Origin of the sequence: Pseudoxanthomonas sp. z9, assembly GCF_006542425.1 — a bacterium.
GTDB lineage: Bacteria > Pseudomonadota > Gammaproteobacteria > Xanthomonadales > Xanthomonadaceae > Pseudoxanthomonas_A.
Genome location: NZ_VFID01000004.1, coordinates 213,054 through 238,747, shown reverse-complemented (window position 1 = coordinate 238,747; position 25,694 = coordinate 213,054). Strand labels below are relative to the sequence as shown.

24 protein-coding genes, 1 tRNA gene and 1 pseudogene are annotated in these 25,694 nt (G+C 67.2%); 11 read left to right on the top strand and 15 right to left on the bottom strand.

Annotated elements, in window-relative coordinates; translation table 11 throughout:
- Nucleotides 1–171 precede the first annotated feature (171 nt).
- The 7 genes and pseudogenes from map to bfr all read left to right on the top strand — a co-directional run bounded on the left by map (nucleotide 172) and on the right by bfr (nucleotide 8,640).
- Complete coding sequence (map, locus tag FG323_RS05675; protein ID WP_141453551.1) at nucleotides 172–966, top strand: type I methionyl aminopeptidase; 795 nt, start codon at nucleotides 172–174, stop codon at nucleotides 964–966.
- Nucleotides 888–3,599: a [protein-PII] uridylyltransferase gene (glnD, locus tag FG323_RS05670; protein WP_141453550.1), complete on the top strand. Its 2,712-nt coding sequence runs from the start codon at nucleotides 888–890 to the stop codon at nucleotides 3,597–3,599. The genes map and glnD overlap by 79 nt, the downstream gene beginning before the upstream one ends.
- 50 nt (nucleotides 3,600–3,649) lie before the next feature.
- Nucleotides 3,650–4,483 (top strand): annotated as a pseudogene (gene dapD, locus FG323_RS05665) (2,3,4,5-tetrahydropyridine-2,6-dicarboxylate N-succinyltransferase); the annotation flags it as partial.
- 102 nt (nucleotides 4,484–4,585) lie between these two features.
- The gene (locus FG323_RS05660) at nucleotides 4,586–4,957 is read left to right on the top strand and encodes a Spx/MgsR family RNA polymerase-binding regulatory protein (protein WP_141453548.1); all 372 of its coding nucleotides are present in this window, start codon (nucleotides 4,586–4,588) and stop codon (nucleotides 4,955–4,957) included.
- Nucleotides 4,954–6,090 carry a succinyl-diaminopimelate desuccinylase gene (gene dapE, locus FG323_RS05655; RefSeq protein ID WP_141453547.1) on the top strand — a complete coding sequence of 379 codons (1,137 nt, stop codon included), beginning with the start codon at nucleotides 4,954–4,956 and terminating at the stop codon, nucleotides 6,088–6,090. Before FG323_RS05660 ends, dapE begins: the two co-directional genes overlap by 4 nt.
- 294 nt (nucleotides 6,091–6,384) lie before the next feature.
- Complete coding sequence (asnB, locus tag FG323_RS05645; RefSeq protein WP_141453546.1) at nucleotides 6,385–8,058, top strand: asparagine synthase B; 1,674 nt, start codon at nucleotides 6,385–6,387, stop codon at nucleotides 8,056–8,058.
- A gap of 96 nt (nucleotides 8,059–8,154) precedes the next feature.
- Entirely contained in the window at nucleotides 8,155–8,640 is a 486-nt protein-coding gene (gene bfr, locus FG323_RS05640) for a bacterioferritin (protein ID WP_141453545.1), read from the top strand.
- 52 nt (nucleotides 8,641–8,692) lie between these two features.
- Here the strand turns inward: bfr and FG323_RS05635 are convergent, their stop codons facing one another.
- From FG323_RS05635 to FG323_RS05620, 4 genes are all read right to left on the bottom strand, one after another.
- Nucleotides 8,693–9,352, bottom strand: coding sequence for a thiopurine S-methyltransferase (locus FG323_RS05635; RefSeq protein ID WP_141453544.1), 660 nt, complete (start codon nucleotides 9,350–9,352; stop codon nucleotides 8,693–8,695).
- Nucleotides 9,352–11,595 carry a DNA topoisomerase IV subunit A gene (parC, locus tag FG323_RS05630; protein WP_141453543.1) on the bottom strand — a complete coding sequence of 748 codons (2,244 nt, stop codon included), beginning with the start codon at nucleotides 11,593–11,595 and terminating at the stop codon, nucleotides 9,352–9,354. The genes FG323_RS05635 and parC overlap by 1 nt, the downstream gene beginning before the upstream one ends.
- 116 nt (nucleotides 11,596–11,711) lie before the next feature.
- Nucleotides 11,712–12,089 (bottom strand): carboxypeptidase-like regulatory domain-containing protein, encoded by a 378-nt coding sequence (locus FG323_RS05625; protein ID WP_181444095.1) that lies wholly within the window; start codon nucleotides 12,087–12,089, stop codon nucleotides 11,712–11,714.
- Between the two features lie 134 nt (nucleotides 12,090–12,223).
- Nucleotides 12,224–12,308: transfer RNA gene (locus FG323_RS05620), tRNA-Leu, on the bottom strand.
- Between the two features lie 95 nt (nucleotides 12,309–12,403).
- Here FG323_RS05620 and rnr point away from each other — a divergent pair.
- From rnr to FG323_RS05605, 3 genes are all read left to right on the top strand, one after another.
- Nucleotides 12,404–14,836 carry a ribonuclease R gene (gene rnr / locus FG323_RS05615; protein ID WP_141453541.1) on the top strand — a complete coding sequence of 811 codons (2,433 nt, stop codon included), beginning with the start codon at nucleotides 12,404–12,406 and terminating at the stop codon, nucleotides 14,834–14,836.
- A 103-nt stretch (nucleotides 14,837–14,939) separates the two neighbouring features.
- Nucleotides 14,940–15,686, top strand: coding sequence for a 23S rRNA (guanosine(2251)-2'-O)-methyltransferase RlmB (gene rlmB, locus FG323_RS05610; protein ID WP_141453540.1), 747 nt, complete (start codon nucleotides 14,940–14,942; stop codon nucleotides 15,684–15,686).
- Nucleotides 15,687–15,781: 95 nt separating this feature from the next.
- Nucleotides 15,782–16,915 carry a P1 family peptidase gene (locus FG323_RS05605; protein WP_141453539.1) on the top strand — a complete coding sequence of 378 codons (1,134 nt, stop codon included), beginning with the start codon at nucleotides 15,782–15,784 and terminating at the stop codon, nucleotides 16,913–16,915.
- Between the two features lie 15 nt (nucleotides 16,916–16,930).
- Here the strand turns inward: FG323_RS05605 and FG323_RS05600 are convergent, their stop codons facing one another.
- Nucleotides 16,931–17,470, bottom strand: a complete 540-nt coding sequence (locus tag FG323_RS05600; RefSeq protein ID WP_141453538.1) for an XRE family transcriptional regulator — start codon at nucleotides 17,468–17,470, stop codon at nucleotides 16,931–16,933.
- 116 nt (nucleotides 17,471–17,586) lie between these two features.
- On the opposite strand from FG323_RS05600, the gene rhtA reads away from it, so the two are divergent.
- Complete coding sequence (rhtA, locus tag FG323_RS05595; RefSeq protein ID WP_141453537.1) at nucleotides 17,587–18,477, top strand: threonine/homoserine exporter RhtA; 891 nt, start codon at nucleotides 17,587–17,589, stop codon at nucleotides 18,475–18,477.
- 21 nt (nucleotides 18,478–18,498) lie between these two features.
- On the opposite strand, the gene FG323_RS05590 is transcribed toward rhtA, so the two are convergent.
- The 10 genes from FG323_RS05590 to pstA form a co-directional block, all read right to left on the bottom strand.
- Entirely contained in the window at nucleotides 18,499–19,011 is a 513-nt protein-coding gene (locus tag FG323_RS05590; RefSeq protein ID WP_141453536.1) for an O-acetyl-ADP-ribose deacetylase, read from the bottom strand.
- Complete coding sequence (locus FG323_RS05585) at nucleotides 19,011–19,592, bottom strand: isoprenylcysteine carboxylmethyltransferase family protein (protein ID WP_141453535.1); 582 nt, start codon at nucleotides 19,590–19,592, stop codon at nucleotides 19,011–19,013. The genes FG323_RS05590 and FG323_RS05585 overlap by 1 nt, the downstream gene beginning before the upstream one ends.
- Nucleotides 19,593–19,640: 48 nt before the next feature.
- Nucleotides 19,641–20,264, bottom strand: a complete 624-nt coding sequence (gene rnt, locus FG323_RS05580; protein ID WP_141453534.1) for a ribonuclease T — start codon at nucleotides 20,262–20,264, stop codon at nucleotides 19,641–19,643.
- Between the two features lie 78 nt (nucleotides 20,265–20,342).
- Nucleotides 20,343–21,092 carry a putative DNA-binding domain-containing protein gene (locus FG323_RS05575; RefSeq protein WP_141453533.1) on the bottom strand — a complete coding sequence of 250 codons (750 nt, stop codon included), beginning with the start codon at nucleotides 21,090–21,092 and terminating at the stop codon, nucleotides 20,343–20,345.
- On the bottom strand, nucleotides 21,085–21,939 hold the full coding sequence (locus tag FG323_RS05570) for a DUF692 domain-containing protein (protein ID WP_141453532.1): 855 nt from the start codon (nucleotides 21,937–21,939) through the stop codon (nucleotides 21,085–21,087). Before FG323_RS05570 ends, FG323_RS05575 begins: the two co-directional genes overlap by 8 nt.
- Nucleotides 21,940–22,016: 77 nt before the next feature.
- A complete protein-coding gene (locus FG323_RS05565) occupies nucleotides 22,017–22,463 on the bottom strand; it encodes a calcium-binding protein (protein WP_141453531.1) in 447 nt (148 codons plus the stop codon).
- 65 nt (nucleotides 22,464–22,528) lie between these two features.
- Entirely contained in the window at nucleotides 22,529–23,065 is a 537-nt protein-coding gene (locus tag FG323_RS05560) for a sigma-70 family RNA polymerase sigma factor (protein ID WP_141453530.1), read from the bottom strand.
- 132 nt (nucleotides 23,066–23,197) lie between these two features.
- On the bottom strand, nucleotides 23,198–23,908 hold the full coding sequence (gene phoU, locus FG323_RS05555) for a phosphate signaling complex protein PhoU (protein ID WP_141453529.1): 711 nt from the start codon (nucleotides 23,906–23,908) through the stop codon (nucleotides 23,198–23,200).
- A gap of 122 nt (nucleotides 23,909–24,030) precedes the next feature.
- Entirely contained in the window at nucleotides 24,031–24,849 is an 819-nt protein-coding gene (gene pstB / locus FG323_RS05550; protein WP_141453528.1) for a phosphate ABC transporter ATP-binding protein PstB, read from the bottom strand.
- Nucleotides 24,842–25,693: a phosphate ABC transporter permease PstA gene (gene pstA / locus FG323_RS05545; protein WP_141453527.1), complete on the bottom strand. Its 852-nt coding sequence runs from the start codon at nucleotides 25,691–25,693 to the stop codon at nucleotides 24,842–24,844. The genes pstB and pstA overlap by 8 nt, the downstream gene beginning before the upstream one ends.
- Nucleotide 25,694 lies beyond the last annotated feature (1 nt).

Here is a 25,694-nt window from a genome sequence, read left to right as displayed (position 1 = left end):
CCCGGCACGGAGGTTGGCAGCAGGTGTGGATTCGCCGGTGACGCCCGGCGTGGGCAGCCTGGACGGACGGGTCCGGCCAAGCCGCGGAAGTATAGCGGGAACAATGAGTTGCCGGCAACAAACCCCCTGCCGGGCGCTCAAAGGGGGGCGAAATCGGCGATAATCCCGGCCATGGCCATCACCCTCAAGACCCCCGAAGAACTCGAGCAGATGCGCGTCGCCGGCCGGCTGGCCGCCGAGGTCCTGCAAATCGTCGCGCCGCACGTGAAGCCGGGCGTGACCACCGCCGAACTGGACCGCATCTGCCACGATCATATCGTCAACGTGCAGAAAGCCATCCCGGCCAACATCGGCTATGGCGGCGGCCACGGGCGGATTCCGTTCCCGTCCACGGTGTGCACCTCGGTCAACAATGTCATCTGCCACGGCATGCCCAGCGAGGGCAAGGTGCTGAAGGACGGCGACATCCTGAACATCGACGTGACCGTCATCAAGGATGGCTGGCACGGCGACACCAGCCGCATGTACTTCGTCGGCACCCCTTCGGTGATGGCGAAGCGGCTGGTGGACACCACCCGCGAGGCAATGTTCCGCGGCATCCGCGCGGTCCGTCCGGGCGCGACCCTGGGCGACATCGGCCACGCCATCCAACAGTTCGCCGAAGCCGAGCGCTTCAGCGTGGTGCGCGAGTACTGCGGCCACGGCATCGGCAAGGTCTACCACGACGAACCGCAGGTGCTGCATTACGGCCGCCCGGGTGATGGCGTGGTGCTGAAGCCGGGCATGACCTTCACCATCGAGCCGATGATCAACGAGGGCACCCGCTTCTCCAAGGTGCTGCCCGACGGCTGGACCGTGGTCACCAAGGACCGGAAGCTGTCGGCGCAATGGGAACACACCGTGGCGGTGACCGAGGACGGCGTCGAGATCCTGACCCGCCTGCCGGGCGACGACAACGACCTGTGAGCAGTTCCCAGGCCGCGACTGATTCATTGCCGCGGCTGACCGGGATCGGCCCCGGAATCGCGGATGACGCGGCCTGGTCCGCCGCCGCCCGCGCCGCGCTCGGCCACAACGACGCGCGGCTGGGCAAGCGTTTCGATCACGGCGACGGCATGGATCGGATCCTCGCGCTGCGCGCGCGCGGCGTGGATCACCTGCTGCGGGACGCCTGGCAGCGCTGCATCCCCGCCGACAGCCTGATGGCGTTGTTCGCGGTTGGCGGATATGGCCGCGGCGAACTGTTTCCGCATTCGGACGTGGACCTGCTGGTGCTGGCCGAAGCGCCGGCACAGGCGCGGCACCATGAGGCGCTGGCGCGTTTCTTCGCGCTGCTGTGGGATGCCGGCCTGCCGATCAGCCATGCGGTGCGTTCGGCCGCCGAGTGCACCGAGGCCGCCGCCGACCAGACCGTGCTGACCGCGCTCATCGAGGCGCGCCCGGTGGCGGCCGAACCGGTCGACGAGGCGCGCCTGATTGATGCGGTGTCGGCGGCAAGGGTCTGGCCCGCGCGCGATTTCTTCCTCGCCAAGCGCGAGGAAATGACGGCTCGCCACGCGCGTTTCGGCGACACCTCCGAAAACCTGGAACCGAACATCAAGGATGGCCCCGGCGGTCTGCGTGATCTGCACACGCTGGGCTGGATGGCGCTGCGCACCTTCGGCGTGCGTGATCTGGAACCGCTGGTCGGCATGGGCCAGTTGGGACCCGACGAGGCGGCCGCGCTGGCGCGCGAACGCCGCGCGCTGGGCCGCCTGCGCTATGGCCTGCACCTGATCGCCGGACGTCCCGAGGAGCGCCTGCGCTTCGACTTCCAGAAGACGCTCGCGCAGCGGCTGGGCTTCGTCGACGACGCCGAGAACCTGGGCGTCGAGAAGATGATGCAGGGCTTCTACCGCAGCGCGGCGATCGTCCGTCGCATCAGCGATCGCCTGCTGCAGCGGTTCGAGGAACAGTTCGACGGCGAGGCGCTGCCGGAGCCGTTGGATGACGCGTTCGCGCTGCGCCACGGCTACCTGGCCGCGCGGGATCCGGCCTGGCCGCAGGATGACGTGTCGCAGGTGTTCGCCCTGTTCGCGATGTGGGCCGCGCAGCCACAGGTGCGTGGATTGCATTCGTTGACCGCGCGCGCGCTGGCCGAATCGTTGTCGAAACTGACCGCGTATCCACGGGCGACCCCGGCGCAGCGCGAGGCGTTCCTCGGCCTGCTGCGCGGGCCGCGCGCGGTGGAAACGCTGACCCGGATGGCGCGGCTGGGCGTGCTGGGCCAGTGGCTGCCCGCGTTCGCGCGGGTGTCCGGGCGCATGCAGTTCGACCTGTTCCATGTCTATACCGTGGACCAGCACACCCTGATGGTGCTGAAGAACCTGGCCACCTTCTCTTCCGGGCGCGCGGACGAACGCTTCTCCATCGCCCACGAGGTCTGGCCACGCCTGCGCAAGCCGGAACTGCTGTTGCTGGGCGGCCTGTTCCACGACATCGCCAAGGGCCGCGGCGGCGATCATTCCGAGCTCGGCGCGGTCGATGCGCGCGAGTTCTGCGCCGCGCACGGCCTGAGCGCTTCCGACACCGATCTGGTGGCCTGGCTGGTCGAACAGCACCTGCGCATGTCGGTGACCGCGCAGAAGCAGGACATTTCCGATCCGGACGTCATCCACGCGTTCGCCCGCCTGATTGGCGATCGCGAGCGGCTGGACTACCTGTACCTGCTGACCTGCGCCGACATCGCCGGTACCAGTCCCAAGCTGTGGAATGCCTGGAAGGATCGGTTGCTGGCGGATCTCTACTTCGCCACCCGCCGGGTGCTGCGCGAGGGCCTGGAACATCCGGTCGACGTCGACGCGCGCTTGGCCGAGGCGCGAGAATCGGTGCGCGTGCTGCTGCGCCTGCACGCCATCGGGGACGCGGATGCCGACGCGCTGTTCGCATCGATGCCGGAGGAGAGCTTCCTGCGCTTCCGTCCGGAGCAACTGGCCTGGCAGGCCGAAGCACTGCGGGGCGTGGGGCCGGGCGAGACGCGCGTGCGTGCGCGCCTGATCGCCGAGGACGCCAACGCGATGGAAGTGTTCGTGCATTCGCCCGATCGCGACGGCCTGTTCGCCGCGATCCTGTCCACGCTCGATCGCATGGGCTACGCCATCCATCAGGCGCGGGTGCTGGTGGGGCCGCAGGGCACGGTGTTCGATACCTTCGAGGTACTGCCCGCCGACAGCTACGCCACCCGCGATCCGGCCGACGTCGAGCACGGCCTGAGCGTTGCCCTCGCCGGCGCGCTGGACAAGGTGCGCACTTCCCGGCGCGCGTTGCCGCGCCAGCTCCGCCATTTCCGCTTCGCGCCGCGCATCGAATTCGCCCGTACACCGGATGGCCGCCGCACCGTGCTCAGCCTGATCGCGCCGGATCGCCCAGGTCTGCTGTCGGATGTCGCCCAGGTGCTGCGCGCGCAGCGCCTGCGCGTGCATGATGCGCGCATCGCCACCTTCGGCGAACGCGCCGAGGACATTTTCCAGATCACCGACGAGGGCGATTTGCCGCTGGCGTCGGAACTGCAGCAACAGGCTTTGCGCGACGCGTTGCGCGCCGGCCTGGAAACCCATTGACCAAATACTCCCCCAAGGAACCCGGATTGATGAGCCCGAAGAAAGCCACCGCCGTCGAAGAACTGAAGTCCACCATCGAGAGCGCGTTCGAACGCCGCGCCGAGCTGACCACCGTCGAGATCGAGGGCTCCACCCGCGCCGCGGTCGAGCGTGCCATCGATGGACTGGAAAGCGGCAAGCTGCGTGTGGCAGAACCGGACGGCAAGGGCGGCTGGAAGGTCAACGAGTGGCTGAAGAAAGCGGTGCTGCTGTATTTCCGGGTCAACGAAATGGAACTGGTCGAAGCCTATCCCGCGCCGTTCTGGGACAAGGTGGAAGCGCGCTTCGGCGCGTTCGACGAGGCCGATTTCCGCAAGCTCGGCGTGCGCGTGGTGCCGGGCGCGATCGCCCGCCGTGGCAGCCACTTCGGCAAGGACGTGGTGCTGATGCCGAGCTTCGTCAACATTGGCGCCTACGTGGGCGAGGGCACCATGGTGGATACCTGGGCCACGGTCGGTTCCTGCGCGCAGGTCGGCAAGCATTGCCACCTGTCCGGCGGCGCCGGCATCGGCGGCGTGCTGGAGCCGTTGCAGGCCTCGCCGACGATCATCGAGGACCACTGCTTCATCGGCGCGCGTTCGGAAGTCGTGGAGGGCGTGGTGGTCGGCCACCACAGCGTGATCGGCATGGGCGTGTTCCTGGGCCAGTCGACCCGCATCTACAACCGCATGACCAAGGAAATCACCTACGGCTACGTGCCGCCGGGCAGCGTGGTGGTATCCGGTTCGCTGCCGGCCGCCGACGGCTCGCACTCGCTGTATTGCGCGGTGATCGTCAAGCAGGTCGACGAGAAGACCCGCAGCAAGACCAGCGTCAACGAACTGCTGCGCGGACTGGCCGACTGATTTTCCCGGGCCGGTGGACGCGAAGGCGTCCATCGGCATGACGTTGCGCACGGGCACGCGGAATCCATCGCGGGGCGCGTGGCCGTGAAAAAGGATTCGAGCATGACCACGACGATCTACGGACTCAAGAACTGCGACACCTGCAAGAAGGCCACCAAGTGGCTGGATCGCTTCGGCGTGGCCCACACCTTCATCGACTACCGCGACAACCGGCAGGCGCCCGAGGTGTTGAAGGACTGGGCCGACCACGCCGGGGGCTGGGACGCGCTGATCAACAAGTCCTCCACCACCTGGCGGCAGTTGCCGGAGAACCGCAAGTCGCCCGGTTCCGAAGCGGAATGGAAACTGCTGCTCAAGGAATACCCGCAATTGATCCGCCGGCCCGTGGTCATGCGCGAGGAGGGCGGTGAAACCGTGTTTTCACAGGGCTTCAGTGACAATGGTTTCAAGAAGCTGTTCGGAGTCGGCAAGTGAGCGATGTCGTCGAGCTTTCCAGTGAACTGATCCGCCGCCATTCGGTGACACCCGATGATGCAGGTTGCCAGCAGGTGTTGGCCACCCGCCTGGCCTCCGCCGGATTCCGTTGCGAATCCCTGCGCTTCGGCGATGTCGACAATCTCTGGGCCACCCATGGCAGCGGCGCACCGGTGCTGGTGCTGCTGGGCCATACCGACGTGGTTCCACCCGGTCCGCTGGAGGCCTGGACCAGCGATCCCTTCATTCCGACGGTGCGCGACGGCGTGCTGTACGGGCGCGGCGCGGCCGACATGAAATGCAGCGTCGCGGCCTGCACCATCGCGCTGGAGCGTTTCGTCGACGCGCATCCGGATCATCCGGGCACGGTCGCGCTGCTGGTGACCTCGGATGAGGAGGGCGACGCGCTGGATGGCGTGAAGCTGGTCGCCGAAACCTTCCGCGAGCGCGGCCAGCGCATCGACTGGTGCATCACCGGCGAGCCTTCCTCCAAGGAGGTGCTGGGCGACCTGCTGCGGGTCGGCCGTCGCGGCACGCTCACCGGCACCCTGAGCGTGCGTGGCGTGCAGGGCCATGTGGCCTATCCACACAAGGCGCTCAATCCGATCCACAAGGCGCTGCCGGCGCTGGCCGAACTCGCCGCGCGGGTCTGGGACGATGGCTACGAGACCTTTCCACCGACCAGCCTGCAGATCTCCAACATCAACGCCGGCACCGGTGCCAGCAACGTCATTCCGGGCGAGCTGAAGCTGGTGTTCAACCTGCGCTTCAATCCCAGTTGGACCGCCGCGCGCCTGGAAGAGGAGATCGAGTCGGTGCTGCACCGATACGAACTGGACTACGCCATCCACTGGCACCGCGGCGGCGAGCCGTTCTACACCCCGGAAGGCCATCTGCGTGCGACCGCGCGCCAGGTGCTGGCCGGGTTCTCCGGTGCACCGCCGGAAGAGAGCACGGCGGGCGGCACCTCCGACGCGCGCTTCATCGCCCCGCTCGGGGCCGAGTGCATCGAGATCGGCCCGGTCAACGCCAGCATCCACAAGGTCGACGAGAATATTGCGCTGGCCGACCTGGAAGCGCTTCCGGGGCTTTACCAGCGGTTGCTGGAACGCCTGCTGCTGCCAGCTGCCTGAGTGGTCCGGGAATGGTTGCGGCTGAAACCATGACAAGGAATGCGCCCGGTACTTGCCAAGCCCCGCCGGGACCGGTTAGGGTCGCTTCCATGCTTCGTCTCGCCACCGCCGCCGCGAACAATTCGAACCGCCGCAACAATGCGCGTGCGAATAATCGTGCGTGGACGCTGCGGGTCTGCGACTAGGCATAGAAGTACCAGCCGGACACAGAAAACCCGCATCGCGAGATGCGGGTTTTTTTTCGCCCTTCGCCAGCCCTTCCTCTCCCCACCCCCATTTCCCAGGAGTTTCCCCATGTGTTCCATCTTCGGCATTTTCGGCCTGCAGGCCGGTGACGACGCCACCGTCCTGCGCCGGCAGGCGCTGGAACTTTCCCAGCGGCAGCGCCATCGCGGCCCGGACTGGAGCGGCGTCCATCTGGACGACGGCGCCATCCTCGTCCACGAGCGCCTGGCGATCGTCGACCCGGCCGGCGGCTCGCAGCCGCTGCGCTCGGCCGACGGCGGGCTGGTGCTGGCGGTGAACGGCGAGATCTACAACCACCGCGAACTGAAGAAGGAACTACGCCAGCCCTACGCCTTCCAGACCGGTTCGGACTGCGAAGTGATCAACGCGCTGTACCGTGAAGACACCCCGGAGTCGTTCCTCAACCGCCTCAATGGCATCTTCGCGTTCGCGCTGTGGGACGCGGCCGCGCGCCGTTTCCTGATCGCACGCGACCCGATCGGCGTGTGCCCGTTGTACTGGGGACACGATCGCGAAGGCCGCCTGTGCGTGGCCTCAGAGATGAAGGCGCTGGCGGATCTGTGCGCGGACGTCGCGCAGTTCCCGCCGGGGCATTACTACGACAGCCACAGCGGCGAACTGAAGCCGTACTACGGCAAGGCCTGGCGCAGCTACGACGCGGTGCAGGGCGTGGAAGTCACCCGCGAGGAGCTGCGCGAGGCGTTCGAGCGCGCCGTGCATCGCCAGCTGATGACCGACGTGCCGTACGGCGTGCTGTTGTCCGGCGGCCTGGATTCCTCGCTGGTCGCGGCGGTGGCCGCGCGTTTCGCGCGGCGCCGGGTGGAGGACGACGACACTTCCGAAGCCTGGTGGCCGCGCCTGCATTCCTTCGCGATCGGCCTGAAGGGTTCCCCGGATCTGGCCGCCGCGGAGGTTGCCGCGCAGGCGCTGGGCACCGTCCACCACGGATTCGAGTACACCTTCGAGGAAGGCCTGGACGCGCTGCCGGAAGTGATCCGCCACATCGAGACCTACGACGTCACCACCATCCGCGCTTCCACCCCGATGTTCCTGCTCGCGCGCCGGATCAAGGCGATGGGCGTGAAGATGGTGCTGTCGGGCGAGGGCTCGGACGAAATCTTCGGCGGCTACCTGTATTTCCACAAGGCGCCGAACGCGCGCGAGTTCCATGAGGAACTGGTGCGCAAGCTGGATGCACTCTACAACTACGATTGCCTGCGCGCCAACAAGTCGATGATGGCCTGGGGCGTCGAGCCGCGCGTGCCGTTCCTGGATGTGGAATTCCTCGACGTGGCGATGCGGATGGATGCGCAGTACAAGATGGCCGGCAAGGGCCGGATCGAGAAGGCGGTGCTGCGCGAGGCGTTCGAGGGCTACCTGCCGGATTCGATCCTGTGGCGGCAGAAGGAGCAGTTCAGCGATGGTGTCGGCTACGGCTGGATCGATGGACTGAAGGCACATGCCGAGGCGCAGGTCAGCGATCGCGAACTGGCGGCGGCGGACAAGCGCTTCCCGATCAACCCGCCCCAGACCAAGGAAGCCTATTACTACCGCAGCCTGTTCGAGCGCTTCTACCCCGGCCAGGCCTGTGCCGAGACGGTGCCGGGCGGCAAGTCGATCGCCTGCTCGTCGCCGGCGGCCATCGCCTGGGACGCCAGCTTTGCCGCGGCCGCCGATCCATCCGGGCGGGCAGTGGCGGGGGTGCACAACGCGGCCCTGTGAGGGGCCGCGAAAGCGGCTGCGAGTGCGACTGATTCCGATTAGAACACCGGCGCCCGGCTTCGGGCATCATGCGCGCAGTTGCAAGGAGTTGAACCCATGAAAGGCCATCCCGAAGTCGTCGATTACCTCAAGCAGTTGCTGCGTGGCGAGCTGTCCGCGCGTGACCAGTACTTCATCCATTCCCGTCGCTACGAGGACATGGGACTGATCGCGCTCTACGAACGCATCGACCACGAGATGCAGGAGGAGACCGAGCACGCCGACGCGCTCTTGCGGCGCATCCTGTTCCTGGAGGGCAATCCTGACATGAGCCCGACGCCGTTCACCTCGGGCCGCACGGTCGAGGAAATGCTGCAGCGGGATCTGGAAGTGGAGTACGAGGTCCGCGCCAATCTCGCCAAGGGCGTGGCGCTGTGCGAACGGCACGGCGACTTCGTCAGCCGCGAGATCCTGCAGACCCAGCTGAAGGATACCGAGGAGGATCACGCGCACTGGCTGGAACAGCAGCTGGGCCTGATCAAGCGCATCGGCCTGGAGAACTACCTGACCGCGCGGCTCGCGCAGAAGTCCTCGGCCGAGTGACTTCGCTGGAAGGTGAAACGCACCCCGGCGGCGACGCCGGGGTGTTTTTTTTTCAGGCGCGCTTTCGCAGCCGGTAGACCGCGGTGTGCAGGGCGGTGACGCCCTCGGCGCGGAAGCTGGCCTCGCTGGCGAGGATGTCGCGGCGCTCCAGCCGCTCGATGTCCCAGCGATTCGCGAACAGGCGCTGGACTTCGGCTTCGTCGACCGAGAACGGCGGGCCGTTCTTTTCCGGTTGCGGATATTCCAGCGTGATCAGCAGCCCCCGGCAGCCGACGGGAAGCCGGCCGTAGATCTCGTCGGCATAGCGTGTGCGCAGTTCCGGTGGCAGCGCGATCAGCGCGGCGCGATCGTAGACGGCCTCGCACGTCGCCAGGGTGGCGGCGTCCAGCGCGAACACGTCCCCCAGCATCAGTTCGATGCCATCGACCGCGTGCAGGCGACCGGCCGGCGTGTCGGTGACCTGCGGATGCAGGCCGTTTTCCTCGAAGAACTGTTGCACGGCGAGCGGTGACAGTTCGGCCCCCAGGACCGGATGGCCCTGGGCCGCCAGCCAGATCATGTCCAGCGACTTGCCGGCCAGCGGCACGAACACACGCCCGCCGGCGGGTAGCGCAAGCGCAGGCCAGTACTGGACCAGCAGCGGCATCACCTCTTCCCGATGGAAGCCGATGCGGCCCTCGCGCCAGCGCTCCAGCCAGAACTCCGGTTGCATCACTCCACCCCGAGCCCGTCGACCTTCTGCCAGCCGCGCGGCAACAGGCCGCCGCGGGTCGCGCGCGCGCCGAGGTAGGCGTCCAGATCCTTGAACGACAGCGACATCGTGCGCTGGCCGCTGCGCACCTGCAGGGTATTGCCCGGCGAGATGGCGGCGATGGCGACCACCCGCTCAGTGCCGAGCTTGGCCTTTGGGATGTCGATGATCTTGTTGCCCTTGCCCTTGTCCAGTTCCGGCAGCTCGCTGATCGGGAACGCCAGCAGGTGGCCGGCGGTGGTCACCGCGACGATGCGATCGGTGTCCAAGTTGCTCACCGGCGCCGGCTGCAGCACGCGCGCGCCGGTGGTCAGGTTGAACATCGCCTTGCCGGCCTTCTGGCGGCCGGTCAGGTTCTCGAAACGGGTGACGAAGCCGTAGCCGTGCGAGGACGCCAGCACCAGCCGGGTGTCGTTGTCGCCACTGGCCAGGGCCTGGAACGAGGCGCCCGGCGCCGGCGAGAAGCGGCCGGTCAGCGGTTCGCCATTGCCACGCGCGGAGGGCAGGGTGTGCACGCCGGTCGAGTAGCTGCGGCCTTCCGAGTCGAGGAACGCCACCTGCTGGGTGCTGCGCGAACGCACCGCCGCCAGCAGGCTGTCGCCTTCGCGGTAGGACAGTCCGGCCGCATCGACTTCATGGCCCTTGGCCGCGCGGATCCAGCCCTTCTCCGACAGCACCACGGTCATCGGCTCGGCGGCCACCAGTTCGGTCTCGTCCAGCGCCTGCGCAGCGTCGCGCTGCACCAGCGGCGAACGGCGGGCGTCGCCGAACTTCCTGGCGTCGGCGGTCAGCTCGTCCTTGATCAGCTTCTTGAGCTTGGCCTTGGAGTCCAGGATCGACTGCAGTTTCTCGCGTTCGGCGGCCAGTTCGTCCTGCTCGCCGCGGATTTTCATTTCTTCCAGCCGCGCCAGCTGGCGCAGCTTGGTGTCGAGGATGTAGTCGGCCTGATCCTCGGTCAGCTTGAACCGCGCAATCAGCGCGGGCTTGGGCTCATCCTCGGTGCGGATGATGCGGATGACCTCGTCCAGGTTGAGGAACGCGATCAGCAGGCCTTCCAACAGGTGCAGGCGGCGATCGACCTTTTCCAGCCTGTGCTTGAGCCGGCGGGTGACGGTGTCGTAGCGGAAGCTGAGCCATTCGGTCAGCAACATCTTCAGGTTCTTGACCTGCGGACGCCCGTCCAGGCCGATGATGTTGAGGTTGACCCGGTAGCTCTTTTCCAGGTCCGTGGTGGCGAACAGGTGGCCCATCAACTGTTCGGTATCGACCCGGTTGGAACGCGGAATCAGCACCACCCGCACCGGGTTGGCGTGATCGGATTCGTCGCGGATGTCCTCCAGCCAGGGCAGCTTCTTGGCGCGCATCTGGGTGGCGATCTGTTCGATCACCTTGGATGGCGAGACCTGGTAGGGCAGGGCATTGATGACCAGGTTGCCATTTTCCTTGGCGTAGGTGGCGCGGGCGCGCACGCTGCCGTTGCCGGTTTCATACATCGCCCGGAGATCCGACAGCGGCGTGATGATTTCCGCGGTGGTGGGATAGTCCGGTCCATGCACGTGTTCGCACAGATCGGCGACGGTGGCATCCGGATCATCGATCAGGCGGATGCACGCGCTGACGACCTCGTTGAGGTTGTGCGGCGGCACATCGGTGGCCATGCCCACGGCGATGCCGGTGGTGCCGTTGAGCAGCAGGTGCGGCAGGCGCGCCGGCATCCAGGTCGGCTCTTCCAGGGTGCCGTCGAAGTTGGGCGTCCAGTCCACCGTGCCCTGGCCGAGTTCGCCCAGCAGCACTTCGGCGATCGGGGTCAGCTTGGCCTCGGTGTAGCGCATGGCCGCGAACGACTTGGGATCGTCGGGCGAACCGAAGTTGCCCTGGCCCTCGATCAGCGGATAGCGGTACGAGAACGGCTGCGCCATCAGCACCATCGCCTCGTAGCAGGCGCTGTCGCCGTGCGGGTGGTACTTGCCGATGACGTCGCCGACGGTGCGCGCGGACTTTTTCGGCTTGGAGGCGGCGCTGAGCCCCTGTTCGCTCATCGAATAGATGATCCGCCGCTGCACCGGCTTCAGGCCATCGCCGATGAAGGGCAGGGCGCGGTCCAGCACCACGTACATCGAGTAGTCCAGGTAGGCGCGCTCGGCGTACTCGCGCAGGGGGATCTGTTCGAAGCCGTGGAAGGAGGTGCGGATGGTGTCGCTCATCGGTTGCGTCGGTCTGCGGTTTGTTCCAATCGGGCAATTCTACCGGGCAATGGCCTGATCCATGCCCAAAAGAAAGGCCCCGCGGTGCGGGGCCTTCCTGATGACGCGGGCGAAACTCAATTGCCGGCGGGCGGCGCCGGCGACGGCGCGGGATCCGCCCCGGCCGCGGCGTCGCCGGCCTGCGGGGTCGGCGGTCGCGCGGTGCCGCCCGGGCGCAGGGTCACCGTGGCGTTGAGGACATTCTCCTCGCCGCGGACGATCTTCACTTCATAGGTGCCCAGCGGGAGCGAGCGAAACCGGTACTTGCCCTCTTCATCGGCCACCGTCTCGCGCTTGAGCCCGGTGCCGGTGTTGGCGACGTACACCTTGTCGCCGGGCGACGCGTTGCCATTGATGTTGCCGTCGGCGCGCTGTGCGCTCGCCGTGAATGCCACCAGCAGGAACGCCATCGCCGCAGCGAACAGTCCCGCCTTCTTGCCGAATGCCTTGGTCATGTCCTTCTCTCCCTGAGGAGAGCGCACATTCACGCGCCGCCCCGGGGCGGGGACAGTGGCGGAAGTCATGGTTACAGATACAAAAAAACCCGCCGGAGCGGGGTTTCGTGTCGGCGGATTCCGCCGGTTTGCAGTGGTGCCCAGGAGAGGACTCGAACCTCCACGGTTTTACCCGCTAGTACCTGAAACTAGTGCGTCTACCAATTCCGCCACCTGGGCGAGGTGTGCAGGCCGCGAATTTTGGAGGTCGCGTCGGACTTTGTCAACGGTTGTTTTCTCACGGCCGGCATTCAGGCGGGGTGTAACATGGCCGCATGAGCAAAAACACAAGCAGGAAAGGCGGCAAGGCCGCACCTGGAAAAGGCGGCAGGGGCGGCGCCGGTGCCGCATCGGGCGGTCCGCGCAAGAAGGCCGCGCTCCCGCCCTGGATGCCGGATCTGCCGCCGTCGCGCGGCAAGGCCGCGGCGCCGAAACCTTCCTCCGGGCGTGGCCCGCGGCCCGGCGGGCGCGGCTCGTCCTCCTTCACCGATCCCCATGCCGCGCGTGAAGCCGCGCGCTATGACAATCCCATTCCCAGCCGCGAGGCCATCCTCGGCTTGCTGGAAGCATCGGACGGCCCGCAGACGGCCGAAGAGATCGCCCCCCGGCTGGGCCTGACCGCGCCGGATCGTTTCGAGGCGCTGGGCAAGCGCCTGGCGGCCATGCTGCGCGACGGGCAGGTGGTGCAGAACCGCCGCGGCGGCTATGCGCCGGTGCAGCAGACCGACCTGGTCGCCGGCGTGGTCATCGCCAATCCGGACGGGTTCGGCTTCCTGCGCCCGGACGCGGGCGGCGATGATCTGTTCCTGCCGCCTTATGAAATGCGCAAGGTGATGCACGGGGATCGCGTGCTGGCCAACGTCACCGGCATCGATCATCGCGGTCGTCGCGAAGGCAGCATCGCGCGCGTGCTTGAACACCGCCTGACCCGGTTGATTGGCCGCTTCGGCTTCGAAGCCGGCATCGCCTACGTGGCGCCGGACGACAAGCGCGTGCAGCGCAACGTGCAGATTCCACCGGACGCGACCCAGGGCGCGCGCGACGGCCAACTGGTGGTCTGCGAACTGACCCAGCCACCGGATGCGCGGCGTCCGCCCATCGGCCGGATCCTGGCGGTGCTCGGCGACAAGCTGACGCCCTCGTTGGTGGTGGAAGCCGCCATCCACGGCCACGATATTCCCCACGAGTTCCCGCCGCAGGTGCTGGCCGAGGCCACCGCCGTGCCGCTGGTCGTGGAGGAGGGCATGCTGGACGGGCGCGTGGATCTGCGCGCGGTGCCGCTGGTCACCATCGACGGCGAGGATGCCAAGGATTTCGACGATGCGGTCTACTGCGAGGCGAACCGCACCGGCTTCCGGTTGATCGTCGCCATTGCCGACGTGTCGCATTACGTCCGTCCCGGTACGCCGCTGGACGACGAGGCGCAGAAGCGCGCGACCTCGGTGTACTTCCCCGGTTTCGTGGTGCCGATGCTGCCGGAGACCCTGTCCAACGGCATCTGTTCGCTGAACCCGAAGGTCGATCGCATGTGTTTCGTCTGCGACATGCAGATCGATCACGACGGCCAGGTCACCCGCTCCAAGTTCTACGAAGCGGTGATGAACTCGCATGCGCGCCTGACCTATACCCAGGTCTGGAACGCGGTCGGCCTGGACGATGAAGAGGCGAAGCGGCAGGTCGGCGCGCAGTTGCCGCAGATCGAGCGCCTGCATCAGCTGTACCAGGTGCTGGCCAAGGCACGCCAGCAACGTGGCGCGATCGAATTCGAGTCGTCCGAGGTCCGCTTCGTGCTGGACAACCGCGGCGAGGTGACGCAGGCGGGCATGCTCCAGCGCAACGACGCCCACAAGCTGATCGAGGAATGCATGATCGCCGCCAACGTGGAGGCGGCGAAGTACCTGCTGCAGAAGCGCATTCCCGCGCCGTACCGCATCCACGAGAAGCCGCCGGAATCCAAGTTCGAGGATCTGCTGGAGTTCCTGAAAGAGTTCAAGCTGAGCCTGCCGGCCTGGGGCAAGGTGCAGCCGCGCGACTACACCCGGCTGCTGAAGAAGATCCGCGACCGCCCGGATGCCGCGCTGCTGGAATCAGTGCTGCTGCGCAGCCAGAGCCTGGCGGTGTATGCGCCGGACAACGTCGGCCACTTCGGTCTGGCGCTGGAGGCGTACGCGCATTTCACCTCGCCGATCCGGCGCTATCCGGACCTGCTGGTGCATCGTGCGATCAAGTACGCATTGAAGGGCGGCAAGCCCGACAAGTACCTGTATCCACCGCACGAGATGGCGGCGCTGGCGCTGCAGTGCTCCGAGCGGGAGCGCCGCGCCGACGAGGCCGAGCGCGAGGTCGACGAGCGCTACCGCGCGGCGTGGATGGAAAAGCACATCGGCGGCCAGTTCGAGGGCGTCATCAGCGGCGTCACCAGCTTCGGCCTGTTCGTCGAACTGGACGAATCCAAGGTCAATGGCCTGGTCCACGTCACCCAACTGCCGCACGACTATTACCACTTCGATCCCATCCGCAAGACCCTGTCCGGCGAACGCCGCGGCAAGCAGTACCGGCTGGGCGATCGCGTGCGCATCATCGTGCTCAAGGCCAGCCTGGAGGAACGCAAGATCGACTTCCGCCTGGTCGCGGACAAGGCGGAACAGGGCGTGCCGGCGCTCCCGCCGCGCGGCCAGCCGGCGAAGCGCAAGAAGCAGGCGTACTGAATAGCCGGGATTGGGGATTCGGGATTGGGGGATTGGTGGCTTGCCGCGGATCTTCCAGGACGTGTCCCCATCCCGAATCCCTCATCCCGAATCCCCAATCAAAATGAGCAAACAGAACCAATGGATTGTCGGCGTCAATGCGGTGGCCTCGGCCATCGAGAACGATGCCGATAACGTGCGCGAAGTCCTGGTCGAGGGCGGCAGCAAGAACGCGCGCCTGACCGAGATCGAGGAGAACGCGCGCCGCAAGGGCATCGAGGTGCGCCGGGTGACCGCGCAGGCGCTGGACGGCGTGGGTGGCAGCGTGCGCCACCAGGGCGTGGCCGCGCGTTATGCGGCGGCGCGGACCTGGGACGAGAACGAGCTGGAAGGACTGGTCGACGCCGCCGACGGCAAGGCGCTGCTGCTGGTCCTGGACGGCGTGCAGGACCCGCACAACCTCGGCGCCTGCCTGCGCAGCGCGGCGGCGGCGGGGGTGACCGCGGTGGTGATTCCCAAGGACAAGTCGGCCACGGTCAACGCGACCGTGCGCAAGACCTCGGCCGGTGCGGCCGATCGCATTCCGGTGGTGGCGGTGACCAACCTGTCGCGTTGCCTGCGCGATCTGCAGAAGCAGGGTGTATGGATCTATGGGCTGGCTGGCGAGGCCGACGCGTCGCTGTATGCGACCGACCTGCGCGGTAACGTCGCGCTGGTGCTCGGTGGCGAGGCCGATGGCCTGCGCCGCTTGACCCGCGAGCATTGCGACGGGCTGGTGAAAATCCCGATGCCGGGCGACATCGAAAGCCTCAACGTGTCGGTGGCCGCCGGCATCACCCTGTTCGAGGCGGTCCGCCAGCGCCTGGGTTGAGCCACTCCGGCGGCTAAGACGATAGGATGGCGCGCATGCCTCCCATGCGCCCCTTCCCTTCGTTCCGTACGCGGCTGCTCGCCGCCATCCTCCTGATGTCCGCTGCATGTGCCGCGTCGGCGCAGTCGTCCGAGCGCGTGCGCGCCCGCGATCTGGGCGTGGCTCCGGGCATCTTCCCCACCGGCACGCACAATGCCATCACCGACGTGGCCGGCGTGCGGGTGGGGCAGGTCACCCTGAGCGAAGGGGATCGCGTGCGCACCGGCGTCACCGCGATCCTGCCGCACGCCGGCAACACCTATCGTTCGCGGGTACCGGCGGCGCTGCATGTGGGTAACGGCTTCGGCAAGTTCATCGGCGCCACCCAGGTGAACGAACTGGGCGAACTGGAAACCCCGATTCTGCTGACCTGCACGCTGTGTGTCTGGAAAGCCGCCGACGCGATGGCGGCGTGGCTGCTGGAACAACCGGACATGCGGCAGGTGCAATCGATCAATCCGGTGGTGGGCGAGACCAACGACGGTGGTCTCAACGACATCCGCGCCCGCCCGGTGACGGCCGAGGCGATACGCGCGGCATTGACCGGCGCCCGCGACGGACCAGTGCAGGAAGGCAGCGTGGGCGCCGGCACCGGCACGGTCGCCTTCGGCTGGAAGGGCGGCATCGGCACCTCGTCGCGGGCGTTGCCGGCCTCGCTCGGCGGCTGGACGGTGGGCGTGCTGGTGCAGAGCAACTTCGGCGGTGTGCTGCAGGTGCAGGGCGCGCCGGTCGGCCGCGAACTGGAACGGTTCGCCTTCCAGGAAGCGGTCGCCGCGAATCTGCCGAATGCGGGGTTGGCCGATGATCGCGGCGACGGTTCGATCATCATCGTGATCGCCACCGACGCGCCGCTGGGCGATCGCAACCTCGGGCGGGTTGCCTCCCGCGCGATGATGGGGCTGGGCAGGACCGGCAGTTCGGCCTCCAATGGCAGCGGCGACTATGCGCTGGCGTTCTCCACCGCCGAATCGGTGCGTCGCCGCTTCGGCGAGCCGCGCCGCACGACCACCGAACTGGCCAATGATGAAATGAGCGCGGTGTTCCAGGCCACCACCGAGGCGGTGGAGGAAGCGATCTACAACTCGCTGTTCATGGCCACCACCACGCACGGCAATGGCCAGACGGTCGAGGCGATTCCACTGGACCGCGTGCGGGCCATCCTGGCGAAGTACGGCATCCGCCCGCGCTGAGATTCCGCCGCAGGCTCAGTGCACCACGTTGCGGACGAAGCGCAGTGGAACGTCGCCGTCATTGCGGTAGGCGTAGTCGCGGTCACTGGGGAAGACGAAGAAATCGCCCGTGGCGATCCGCTGTTCGCCTTCCGGCAATTCCAGGGTCAGGCAGCCTTCGATGATGTAGAACATCTCGTGCCAGCCGGCCGGGTCGGCGAACGAGGTGTAGCGCTCGCCCGGCATCAGGGTCCAGGACCAGAATTCAACTTCGCCACGGGCCGGGACGCTGGCCAGCAGGACCGCCTGCGAGGCGGGATCGCGGCCGCTCCAGGCCAGCGCTTCGATGCGCTCGCGGCTGGCGCCGACCGGCGCCTGGACCAGATCCGCGAACTTGACCCCCAGCGCCTCGGCGATCCGATCCAGCGTGTTGAGGCTGACGTTGGCATCGCCTGACTCGATGCCGACCAGCATGCGCCGGCTGACCTCGGAGGCGTCGGCCAGCGCCTGCTGGCTCAGGCCCGCGGCCTGGCGCAGGCGGCGGACGTTTTCGGCGACGTGTTCCAGAACGCTCATGGAGTGATTGCGCAATATGTTGCACAGCGGTTAAGCTGCCTGTGCGCAATATAGTGCACCTAATCCTTCCTCTCAAGCGCCGGCCCGGCCCGGGCCCGGCGATCGCAGGTCATGCCGTGAACACCGTCCGTACCTCCTCCCATCAATCGCTGTGGCTGCCGATTGGCCTGCTGTTGATTGCGATGGCCTCCATCCAGCTCGGTGCCTCCCTAGCCAAGAGCCTGTTCCCGGCCGTGGGCGCCGCCGGTGCGACCGCGCTGCGCCTGGGCGTGGCGACCGTGCTGCTGGCGGTGGCGTTCCGGCCATGGCGGGTACGGGTCGAGCGTGATCACTGGCCGGCGCTGCTGGTCTACGGCGCGTCGCTGGGCCTGATGAACCTGCTGTTCTACAAGGCGCTGGAAACCATCCCGCTGGGCATCGCGATCTCGCTGGAGTTCACCGGCCCGCTGGCGGTCGCGCTGTTCGGCTCGCGCCGGCTGCGCGACGTGGCCTGGGTCGCGCTGGCGGTGGCCGGCCTGCTGATGCTGCTGCCCAAGGGCCAAGGCCAGGCGCTGGATCCGGTCGGCATGGCCTATGCGCTGGGCGCGGGCCTGTGCTGGGCGCTGTACATCCTGTTCGGACAGAAAGCCGGCGCCGAACACGGTCCACAGACCGTGGCGCTGGGCTCGATCATCGCCGCCGCGGTCGCGGTGCCGTTCGGCATCGCCCATGCCGGCACCGATCTGCTGTCGCCGGCCTTGCTGCCGGTGGCGCTGGCGGTCGCGCTGCTGTCGACGGCGATTCCGTACAGCCTGGAAATGGTCGCGCTGACGCGGCTGCCGACCCGCACCTTCGGCATGCTGATGAGCCTGGAGCCGGCCTTCGGCGCGATGTCCGGCCTGCTGTTCCTGCATGAGCAGCTCAGCGGAACGCAATGGCTGGCGATCGGCGCGATCATCCTGGCATCGGCCGGCACCGCGATGACCGCGCGCAAGACAGTGCACGAGCCCGGTGCGGGCGAAGGCTGACGGCCCGCGGCTCCGCGCACGTCAGCTGGTAACCAGCAGGCGTTGATAGATCGCCAGATCGTCAGTGGAGAAACAGCAGAAGAGGACGGGACCGGGCATTCCGTCCCCCTCCAGTTCCGCCCGCACGGTGTCGATCGCGATGCGCGCGGCCGGTTCCGCGGGAAAGCCGAAGATACCGGTGCTGATGCAGGGAAACGCGATGCTGCGCAGGCGATGCGCGCGTGCCAGCTGCAGGCTGCGGCGGTAGCAGGAAGCCAGCAGGGCCGCTTCATCGTGATCGCCGCCGCGCCAGACCGGTCCCACCGTGTGGATGACATGGCGTGCCGGCAGGCGATGGCCGCCGGTGATCTTCGCATCGCCGGTCTTGCAGCCACCCAACAGGCGGCATTCGGCGACCAGCGCCGGCCCCGCGGCACGGTGGATCGCGCCGTCCACGCCGCCGCCGCCCAGCAGCGAGTTGTTCGCCGCGTTGACGATCGCGTCCATCGCCAGGGTAGTGATGTCGGCGTGGCGCGCGTCCAGGCGGACCGCCATCAGAACAGTCCCGGAATCAGCGCACGGGTCCGGTGCAGGTAGGCCAGATAGGGTTCGCCGAAGCGTTCGCGCAGCCAGCGCTCCTCGTGGCTCAGTTTGTACAGGAACGAGGCGGCGACGATGGCCAGCGCCAGCAGGCCGCGCCAGTCGCCGACCTTGATGGCGGTGCCGAGGAAGGCGAGCAGGAGCCCGCTGTAGATCGGATGGCGTACATGGCGGTAGGGCCCCGCCTGGATCAGTTCATGGTCGTGCTTGATCTGCACCTCGCTGCTCCAGTTGCGTCCGAGCAGGAATCGCGCCCAACAGGCCAGGCCCAGCCCGGCCAGGGTCAGCAGCAGGCCAGCCGTTTTGACCGAAACGTTCTTCGGGACGAACCGCTCCTGCAACAGGCTGTCGCCGAACCACTCGCCGGGTCCCAGCAGCGCGACGGCGAGCGCGAGCGGCAACCAGTAGGCGCACAGGCGCAGCCACAGGGGTTCGGCGCGGACGACCGGCTTGGTGCGCAGCGCGCTGACGACCCAGTACAACAGGAAGCCCAGCCAGGCCAGATGATGCAGCCACCCCAGGATTGTTTCGTACATCGCAGGCTCCGGCTTGGAAGGAACACCGGCCGCATCGCGGGCAAGGAATCAGACCGGCGAAGGCCAGGCGTTGGCGATCTTGCAGAACAACCGCGCGGTCTGCTCGGCGTCGTACACCGCCGAGTGCGCATCCTCCGCGCTCCATTCGAAACCGGCGGCCTGCACCGCGCGCGCCAGCACGGTCTGGCCGTAGGCCACGCCGGCCAGGGTCACGGTATCGAACACGCTGAAGGGATGGAACGGATTGCGCTTGTGGCCCACCCGGGCGACCGCGGCATTGAGGAAATTGAGATCGAAGTGGGCGTTGTGGCCCACCAGGATCGCGCGCTGGCAGCCATGCCGCTTGACCGCGGCGCGTACCGGGGCGAACACATGATCCAGTGCTTCGCGCTCGGGCTTGGCGAACCGGAACGGGTGATCCAGGACGATGCCGGTGATTTCCAGCGACTTCGGATCGATGTCCAGCCCCGGCGCGGGATGCAGGTGCGCGCTGGTGGTCTGGCCGGGCACGAACAGGCCATTCTCGTCGAGTTCGATGGGCACCGCCGCCACTTCCAGCAGGGCATGGCGATTCCAGTCGAAACCGCCGGTCTCCACGTCGACCACCACCGGCAGGTAGCCGCGGAAGCGGCGGGCCATGGGCGTGGTGGCGGGCAACTCGGCGGCGTTCATGGGCGACAGGGTAGCAGAGCGTGGCGACGCTTTTGCTGCGCGCGGATGAACATCGACGGGCGTCGTGCGGTGACGGACTCAGCCGGGGAGGGCGGTGCCCAGCAGGCTGCCTTCGCGGCGCATCCGCACCAGCATCGTCTCGCCCCGGGCGATGAAGTCGTCATCACCCGGCACGCCCGCTTCGGCCGCCAATTGTTGCAGGGCCTGGCGGCCGCTCAGGCGGTGTTCGCCGAGCAGTTCGAACAGGCGATAGACCAGCGGCGACAGATCCGCGAAACGGATCGCGTGGTCCATGTCGCGGCGGACCAGCAGCAAGGTTGGTGTTTCCGGCAGCACCAACGGCCGGTACTCCGGCCCGATGCGCGGCACCGGCCACTGATAGGCGAGCGCCCAGGCCCATGGCGAAGTGACGGGCATGCCGTCCAGCAGATCGCCGTCCGGATCATGGTGCGGTGCGGGTTCGTCGCTGATCTGCAGGGCCAGTTCCACCCATTCGTAGTGCGCCAGCTCGGCCAGCCACGGTGCGTCTTCGCGGACCGGGTGATCCTGCAGGAAACGGATGAATTCCCGCGCCACTTCCGGAAACAGCGGCGTACGGCTGCGATGCAGTGCGTAGAAGTCGCGCACCAGGGCGCGCCAGTCCGCATCGCCCAGGGTCTGCCGGATGACCGGGAAGTTCCCGGCCAGCAAGCCCTGGATATTGTTGAAGAACAGATCCCGGTAGATCGCCATGCGGCGATCCTCGATGCCGGGCGGCGCGGGATGCCGCTGCGGATCACGCAGGTGCCGCGCGAACGCGAACTGCTGCTCGCGCAAATGCTCAGCCATGCGAACTCGCGCGCGGGGCGGCCTGGGCCTGCAAGTCGCGGACACGGCCGAGCTCGCCCAGCAGCGTCGCCAGTGGCGGAAAATTGAAGTCGCGCTCCAGCAACGTCGGGCGCACGCCGTGCAGGCGGTAGGCGTCGGCCAGCAGCGTCCAGACGTCTTCCTTCACGTCGGCGCCGTGGGTATCGATCTTCAGATCGTCGGCCTCGTCGTAGTGACCGGCGATGTGGTACGAGGCGATGCGCCGTGACGGCATGCGGAACAGGAAATCGCGCGCGTCGTAGCCGTGATTGATGGCATTGACGTAGATGTTGTTGACGTCCAGCAGCAGATCGCAGTCGGCTTCGTCCAGCACCGCGTTGACGAAATCGACTTCGGCCATCGCCTGGTAGGGCGCGGCGTAGTAGGACACGTTCTCCACCGCGATGCGCCGACCCAGCACGTCCTGCACCTGGCGGATGCGTGCGGCGACGTGGTGCACCGCTTCCTCGGTGAACGGAATCGGCATCAGGTCGTAGAGATGGCCGTCGTCGGCGCAGTAGCTCAGGTGTTCGCTATACAGCGCGACCTGGTGGCGATCGAGAAAACGACGCGTGCGCGCCAGGAAAGTATCGTCCAGCGGTTCAACCCCGCCCAGCGACAGCGACAGGCCATGGCAGGTCAGCGGCATGCGCGAGGTAAGTCGTCCCAGCGCTTCGCCCAGGCGTCCGCCCACGCCGATCCAATTGTCCGGCGCGCATTCGAGGAAATCGAAGTCGCCGGGCGCGGCGGTCAGCAGTTGATCCAGCAGCGCGCGGCGCAGGCCGAGGCCGGCGGAGGCAGGCGCGGGAGACTGGTTGGAGGAAACCATGTCGGCGGAAGGAAAGCGGTGGCCCGGCCATCGCCCTCCCCCGGACGGGGGAGGGCACGGAACACGGGCCGGTCGAATCAGGCCGCGCCGCCGCACTTGCCTTCGCCGCACTTGCCTTCGTGCGCGGCCTTGCCGTCGGCCTTGGCGCCATCCTTCTTGTCGCCGCCGCACTTGCCTTCACCACACTTGCCTTCGTGGTGGGCCTTGGCCTCGGCGGCATCGATGAAGCCGTCCTTGTTGGTGTCGATGGCGGTGAACTTGTCGCTCTTGCCGGGATGGGCGGTTTCGAACTCGGCCTTGGAGACCTTGCCGTCCTTGTCGGTGTCGGCCTTCTCGATGCCGCACTTGCCTTCACCGCACTTGCCCTCGGCCGTCTTGGCGTCGGCGGCCTTGGCATCCTGGGCGGCGAGCAGGTAACCCTGCGAGAGCGGTTCCATCGCGAAAGCCGAACCCGCGAGAACGATGCCGCCGGCCAGCGCGGTGCACATGGCGAGGGCGACGGGCTTCTGGTTGGACTTGGACATTGCAGTTTCTCCAGTTGAGGTGCGGGGGCCCGCACGGCAGGGGGCGCCAGTGTAATCCGGCGTTGTTAGGGAAGTGTGGGGTCTTCGCAGAGGTATTCGCGGGCCAGCGCGCGGGCCCGGTGCAGGCGGGATTTGACCGCCTGCGGGGTCAGCTGCAGCTGTTCGGCCAACTCTTCCATGGTCATGCCTTCCAGGTCGCGCAGCAGGAGAATCTGGCGGTAGTGGGCTGGAAGCGTTTCCAGCACCCGCGCGACGTCATGGCCGAGTTCGACCGGTTCGAAATGGATGGGGGGCAGCAGGTCTTCGGTCACCGCCTCGCCGGTCAACAGGCGCACGCCGCGCTTGAGCCGGTTGCATTCGCGCTTGACGATGCGGAACAGCCACGAGGTGAACGCTTCGACCGCGCGCAGGTCGCCGATCCGGCGGGATACCTGCAGCAGGCTCTCCTGCACCGCGTCCTCGGCGTCGTTGATCACGCAGTGGTATTCCGCGTAGCGGCGCAGGTTCTGCCGCGAGATCACCAGCACCCGCTGCAACGCCGCCGCGTCGCCCGCGCGCGCGGCGGTCAGGTCCTCGATGCTGGCGGTGGCGGCCCCACTCATTCGTCGTCGTTCTCCGTCGGCCAGCATCGCGCGTCCGCGCCATGTCCGCCAGCCAGAAAGAGAACGGGGGCGGACGAAAGGATTCGCCCGCCCCCGGATTGGGTCAGCCGGTATTCAGCCCTGGAGCGGGGATCAGACCGCGCCGGTGGTGCTGGTCTCGTCGCGCTTGTCGCGGGCCGGCAGCGGCTGGTCGCCGTGGATCAGGAACCACACGTTCTCGGCGATGTTGGTCGCATGGTCGCCGATGCGTTCCAGGTTCTTGGCCATGAACAGCAGGTGCGTGCAGGGGGTGATGTTGCGCGGGTCTTCCATCATGTAGGTCAGCAGTTCGCGGAACAGCGCGGTGTACAGCGCGTCCAGTTCCGCGTCGCGTTCGCGTACCTGCAGGGCGCGGGCATCGTCGTTGTTCTGGTAGGCCACCAGCACTTCACGGACCTGCTGCGCGGCCAGCTTGCCCAGCGTGCGCAGGCCGGTGATCTGCGGCATCGGTGGCGACACGTTGAGGGCGATCGATCGCTTGGCCACGTTGGCGGCGTAGTCGCCGATCCGCTCGATGTCCGCCGGGATGCGCAGGCCGGCGAGGATCTCGCGCAGGTCGCGGGCCATCGGGCCGCGCAGGGCCAGGTGCATCACGTCATGGCTGATTTGTTGTTCCAGCGTGTCGATGGCCTCGTCGTTGGCGATGATGCGCTGGGCGGCGCGGTCGTCGCGGCGTTCGATGACATCGAGGGCGGCTTCCAGCTGCGCCACGGCGATCTCGCCCATGCGCACGATCTCGGCCACCAGCCGGCGCTGTTCTTCGTCGTAACTTTTCACAATGTGCTCGTGCGGTTGGGTGTTCATGGATGAGGGCCGGGATTGGGGATGGGAGATTCGGGATTGGCAGGAGCGGACGGGAGCGGGGAGGGGGTGGGAGCCGGGCTTTGCGAATCCCGAATCCCGAATCTCCAATCCCGCGGGACGTTTCACCCGAAACGTCCCGTGATGTAATCCTCGGTCTGCTGCTTGCTGGGCTTGGAGAAGATGGTCGCCGTCGCATCGTGCTCGATCAGCTCGCCCAGGTACATGAAGGCCGTGTAGTCGGAGACGCGCGCGGCCTGCTGCATGTTGTGGGTGACGATGGCGATGGTGTAGTCCTGCTTCAGTTCCTCGATCAGCTGTTCGATCTTGCTGGTCGAGATGGGATCCAGCGCCGAGGTCGGCTCGTCCAGCAGGATCACGTCCGGCCGCAGGGCGACCGCGCGGGCGATGCACAGGCGCTGCTGCTGGCCGCCGGACAGGCCCAGCGCGCTCTGCTTCAGCTTGTCCTTGGCCTCGTCCCACAGCGCCGCCTGGCGCAGGGCCTGCTCCACGCGCACGTCCATGTCGGCACGACCGATGCGCTCGTGGTGGCGGATGCCGTAGGCGACGTTTTCATAGATCGTCATCGGGAACGGCACCGGCTTCTGGAACACCATGCCCACCTTGCTGCGCAGGCGGTTCATCGGGTACTTGGGATCCAGGATGTTCTGGTCGTCCAGCAGCACCTCGCCCTTGGCTTCCAGCTTCGGATACAGCGAGTAGATGCGGTTGAAGATCCGCAGCAGGGTCGACTTGCCGCAGCCGGATGGGCCGATCAGCGCGGTGACCCGCTTTTCCGGGATCTCCAGGTTGATGCCCTTCAGGGCATGGAAGCCGCCGTAGTAGAAATCCAGGTTCTTGGCCGCCAGCTTCACCCGGGCCGGCGCGCCGGCCTCGACTTCGCGCTGCGGGGTCGCGACCGTGATACGGGCCACGTCATTCATGGGTCACCTTGTTTCGCAGGAGGATGGTCCGGGCCAACAGACTGAGCAGCAGCACCAGCGCGGTCACCAGGAACGCGCCGGCCCAGGCCAGCGAATTCCAGGAGTCGTACGGGCTCATGGCGTACTGGTAGATGACCATGGGCAGGTTGGCCATCGGCTGCATCAGGTCGGTGCTCCAGAATTGGTTGTTGAAGGCGGTGAACAGCAGCGGCGCGGTTTCGCCGCTGATGCGCGCCAGCGCCAGCAGCACGCCGGTCACCACGCCGGGCATGGCCGAACGCAGCAGCACCTGGGTGGTCACCTTCCATTGCGGCACGCCCAGCGACAGCGCGGCTTCGCGCATCTGCTGCGGCACCAGCCGCAGCATTTCGTCGGTGGTGCGGACGATCACGGGCAGGGCGATGAAGGCCAGCGCGACCGCGCCCGCCAGACCGGACCAATGCCCCATCTGCGCCACCATCACGGTGTAGATGAACAACCCGAGCACGATGGACGGTGCCGACAGCAGGATGTCGTTGACGAAGCGGATGGTCTCGCCCAGCCAATGCTTGTTGGCGTACTCGGCCAGGTAGGTGCCGGCGGCGATGCCGACCGGCGTGCCGAGCACGATCGCCAGCAGGCTGATCACCACGCTGCCGAAGATGGCGTTGAGCAGGCCGCCGGGCTCGTTCGGCGGCGGCGTCATCATGGTGAACAGGTCAAGGTTCAGGCTGCCCAGGCCCTTGGTGATCGTGGTCCAGAGGATCCAGACCAGCCACATCAGGCCGAAGATCGCCGCGGCGATCGACAGGGTCAGCGCGATGACGTTCTTGACCTTGCGCCACGTATACAGGGAAGCGGACATG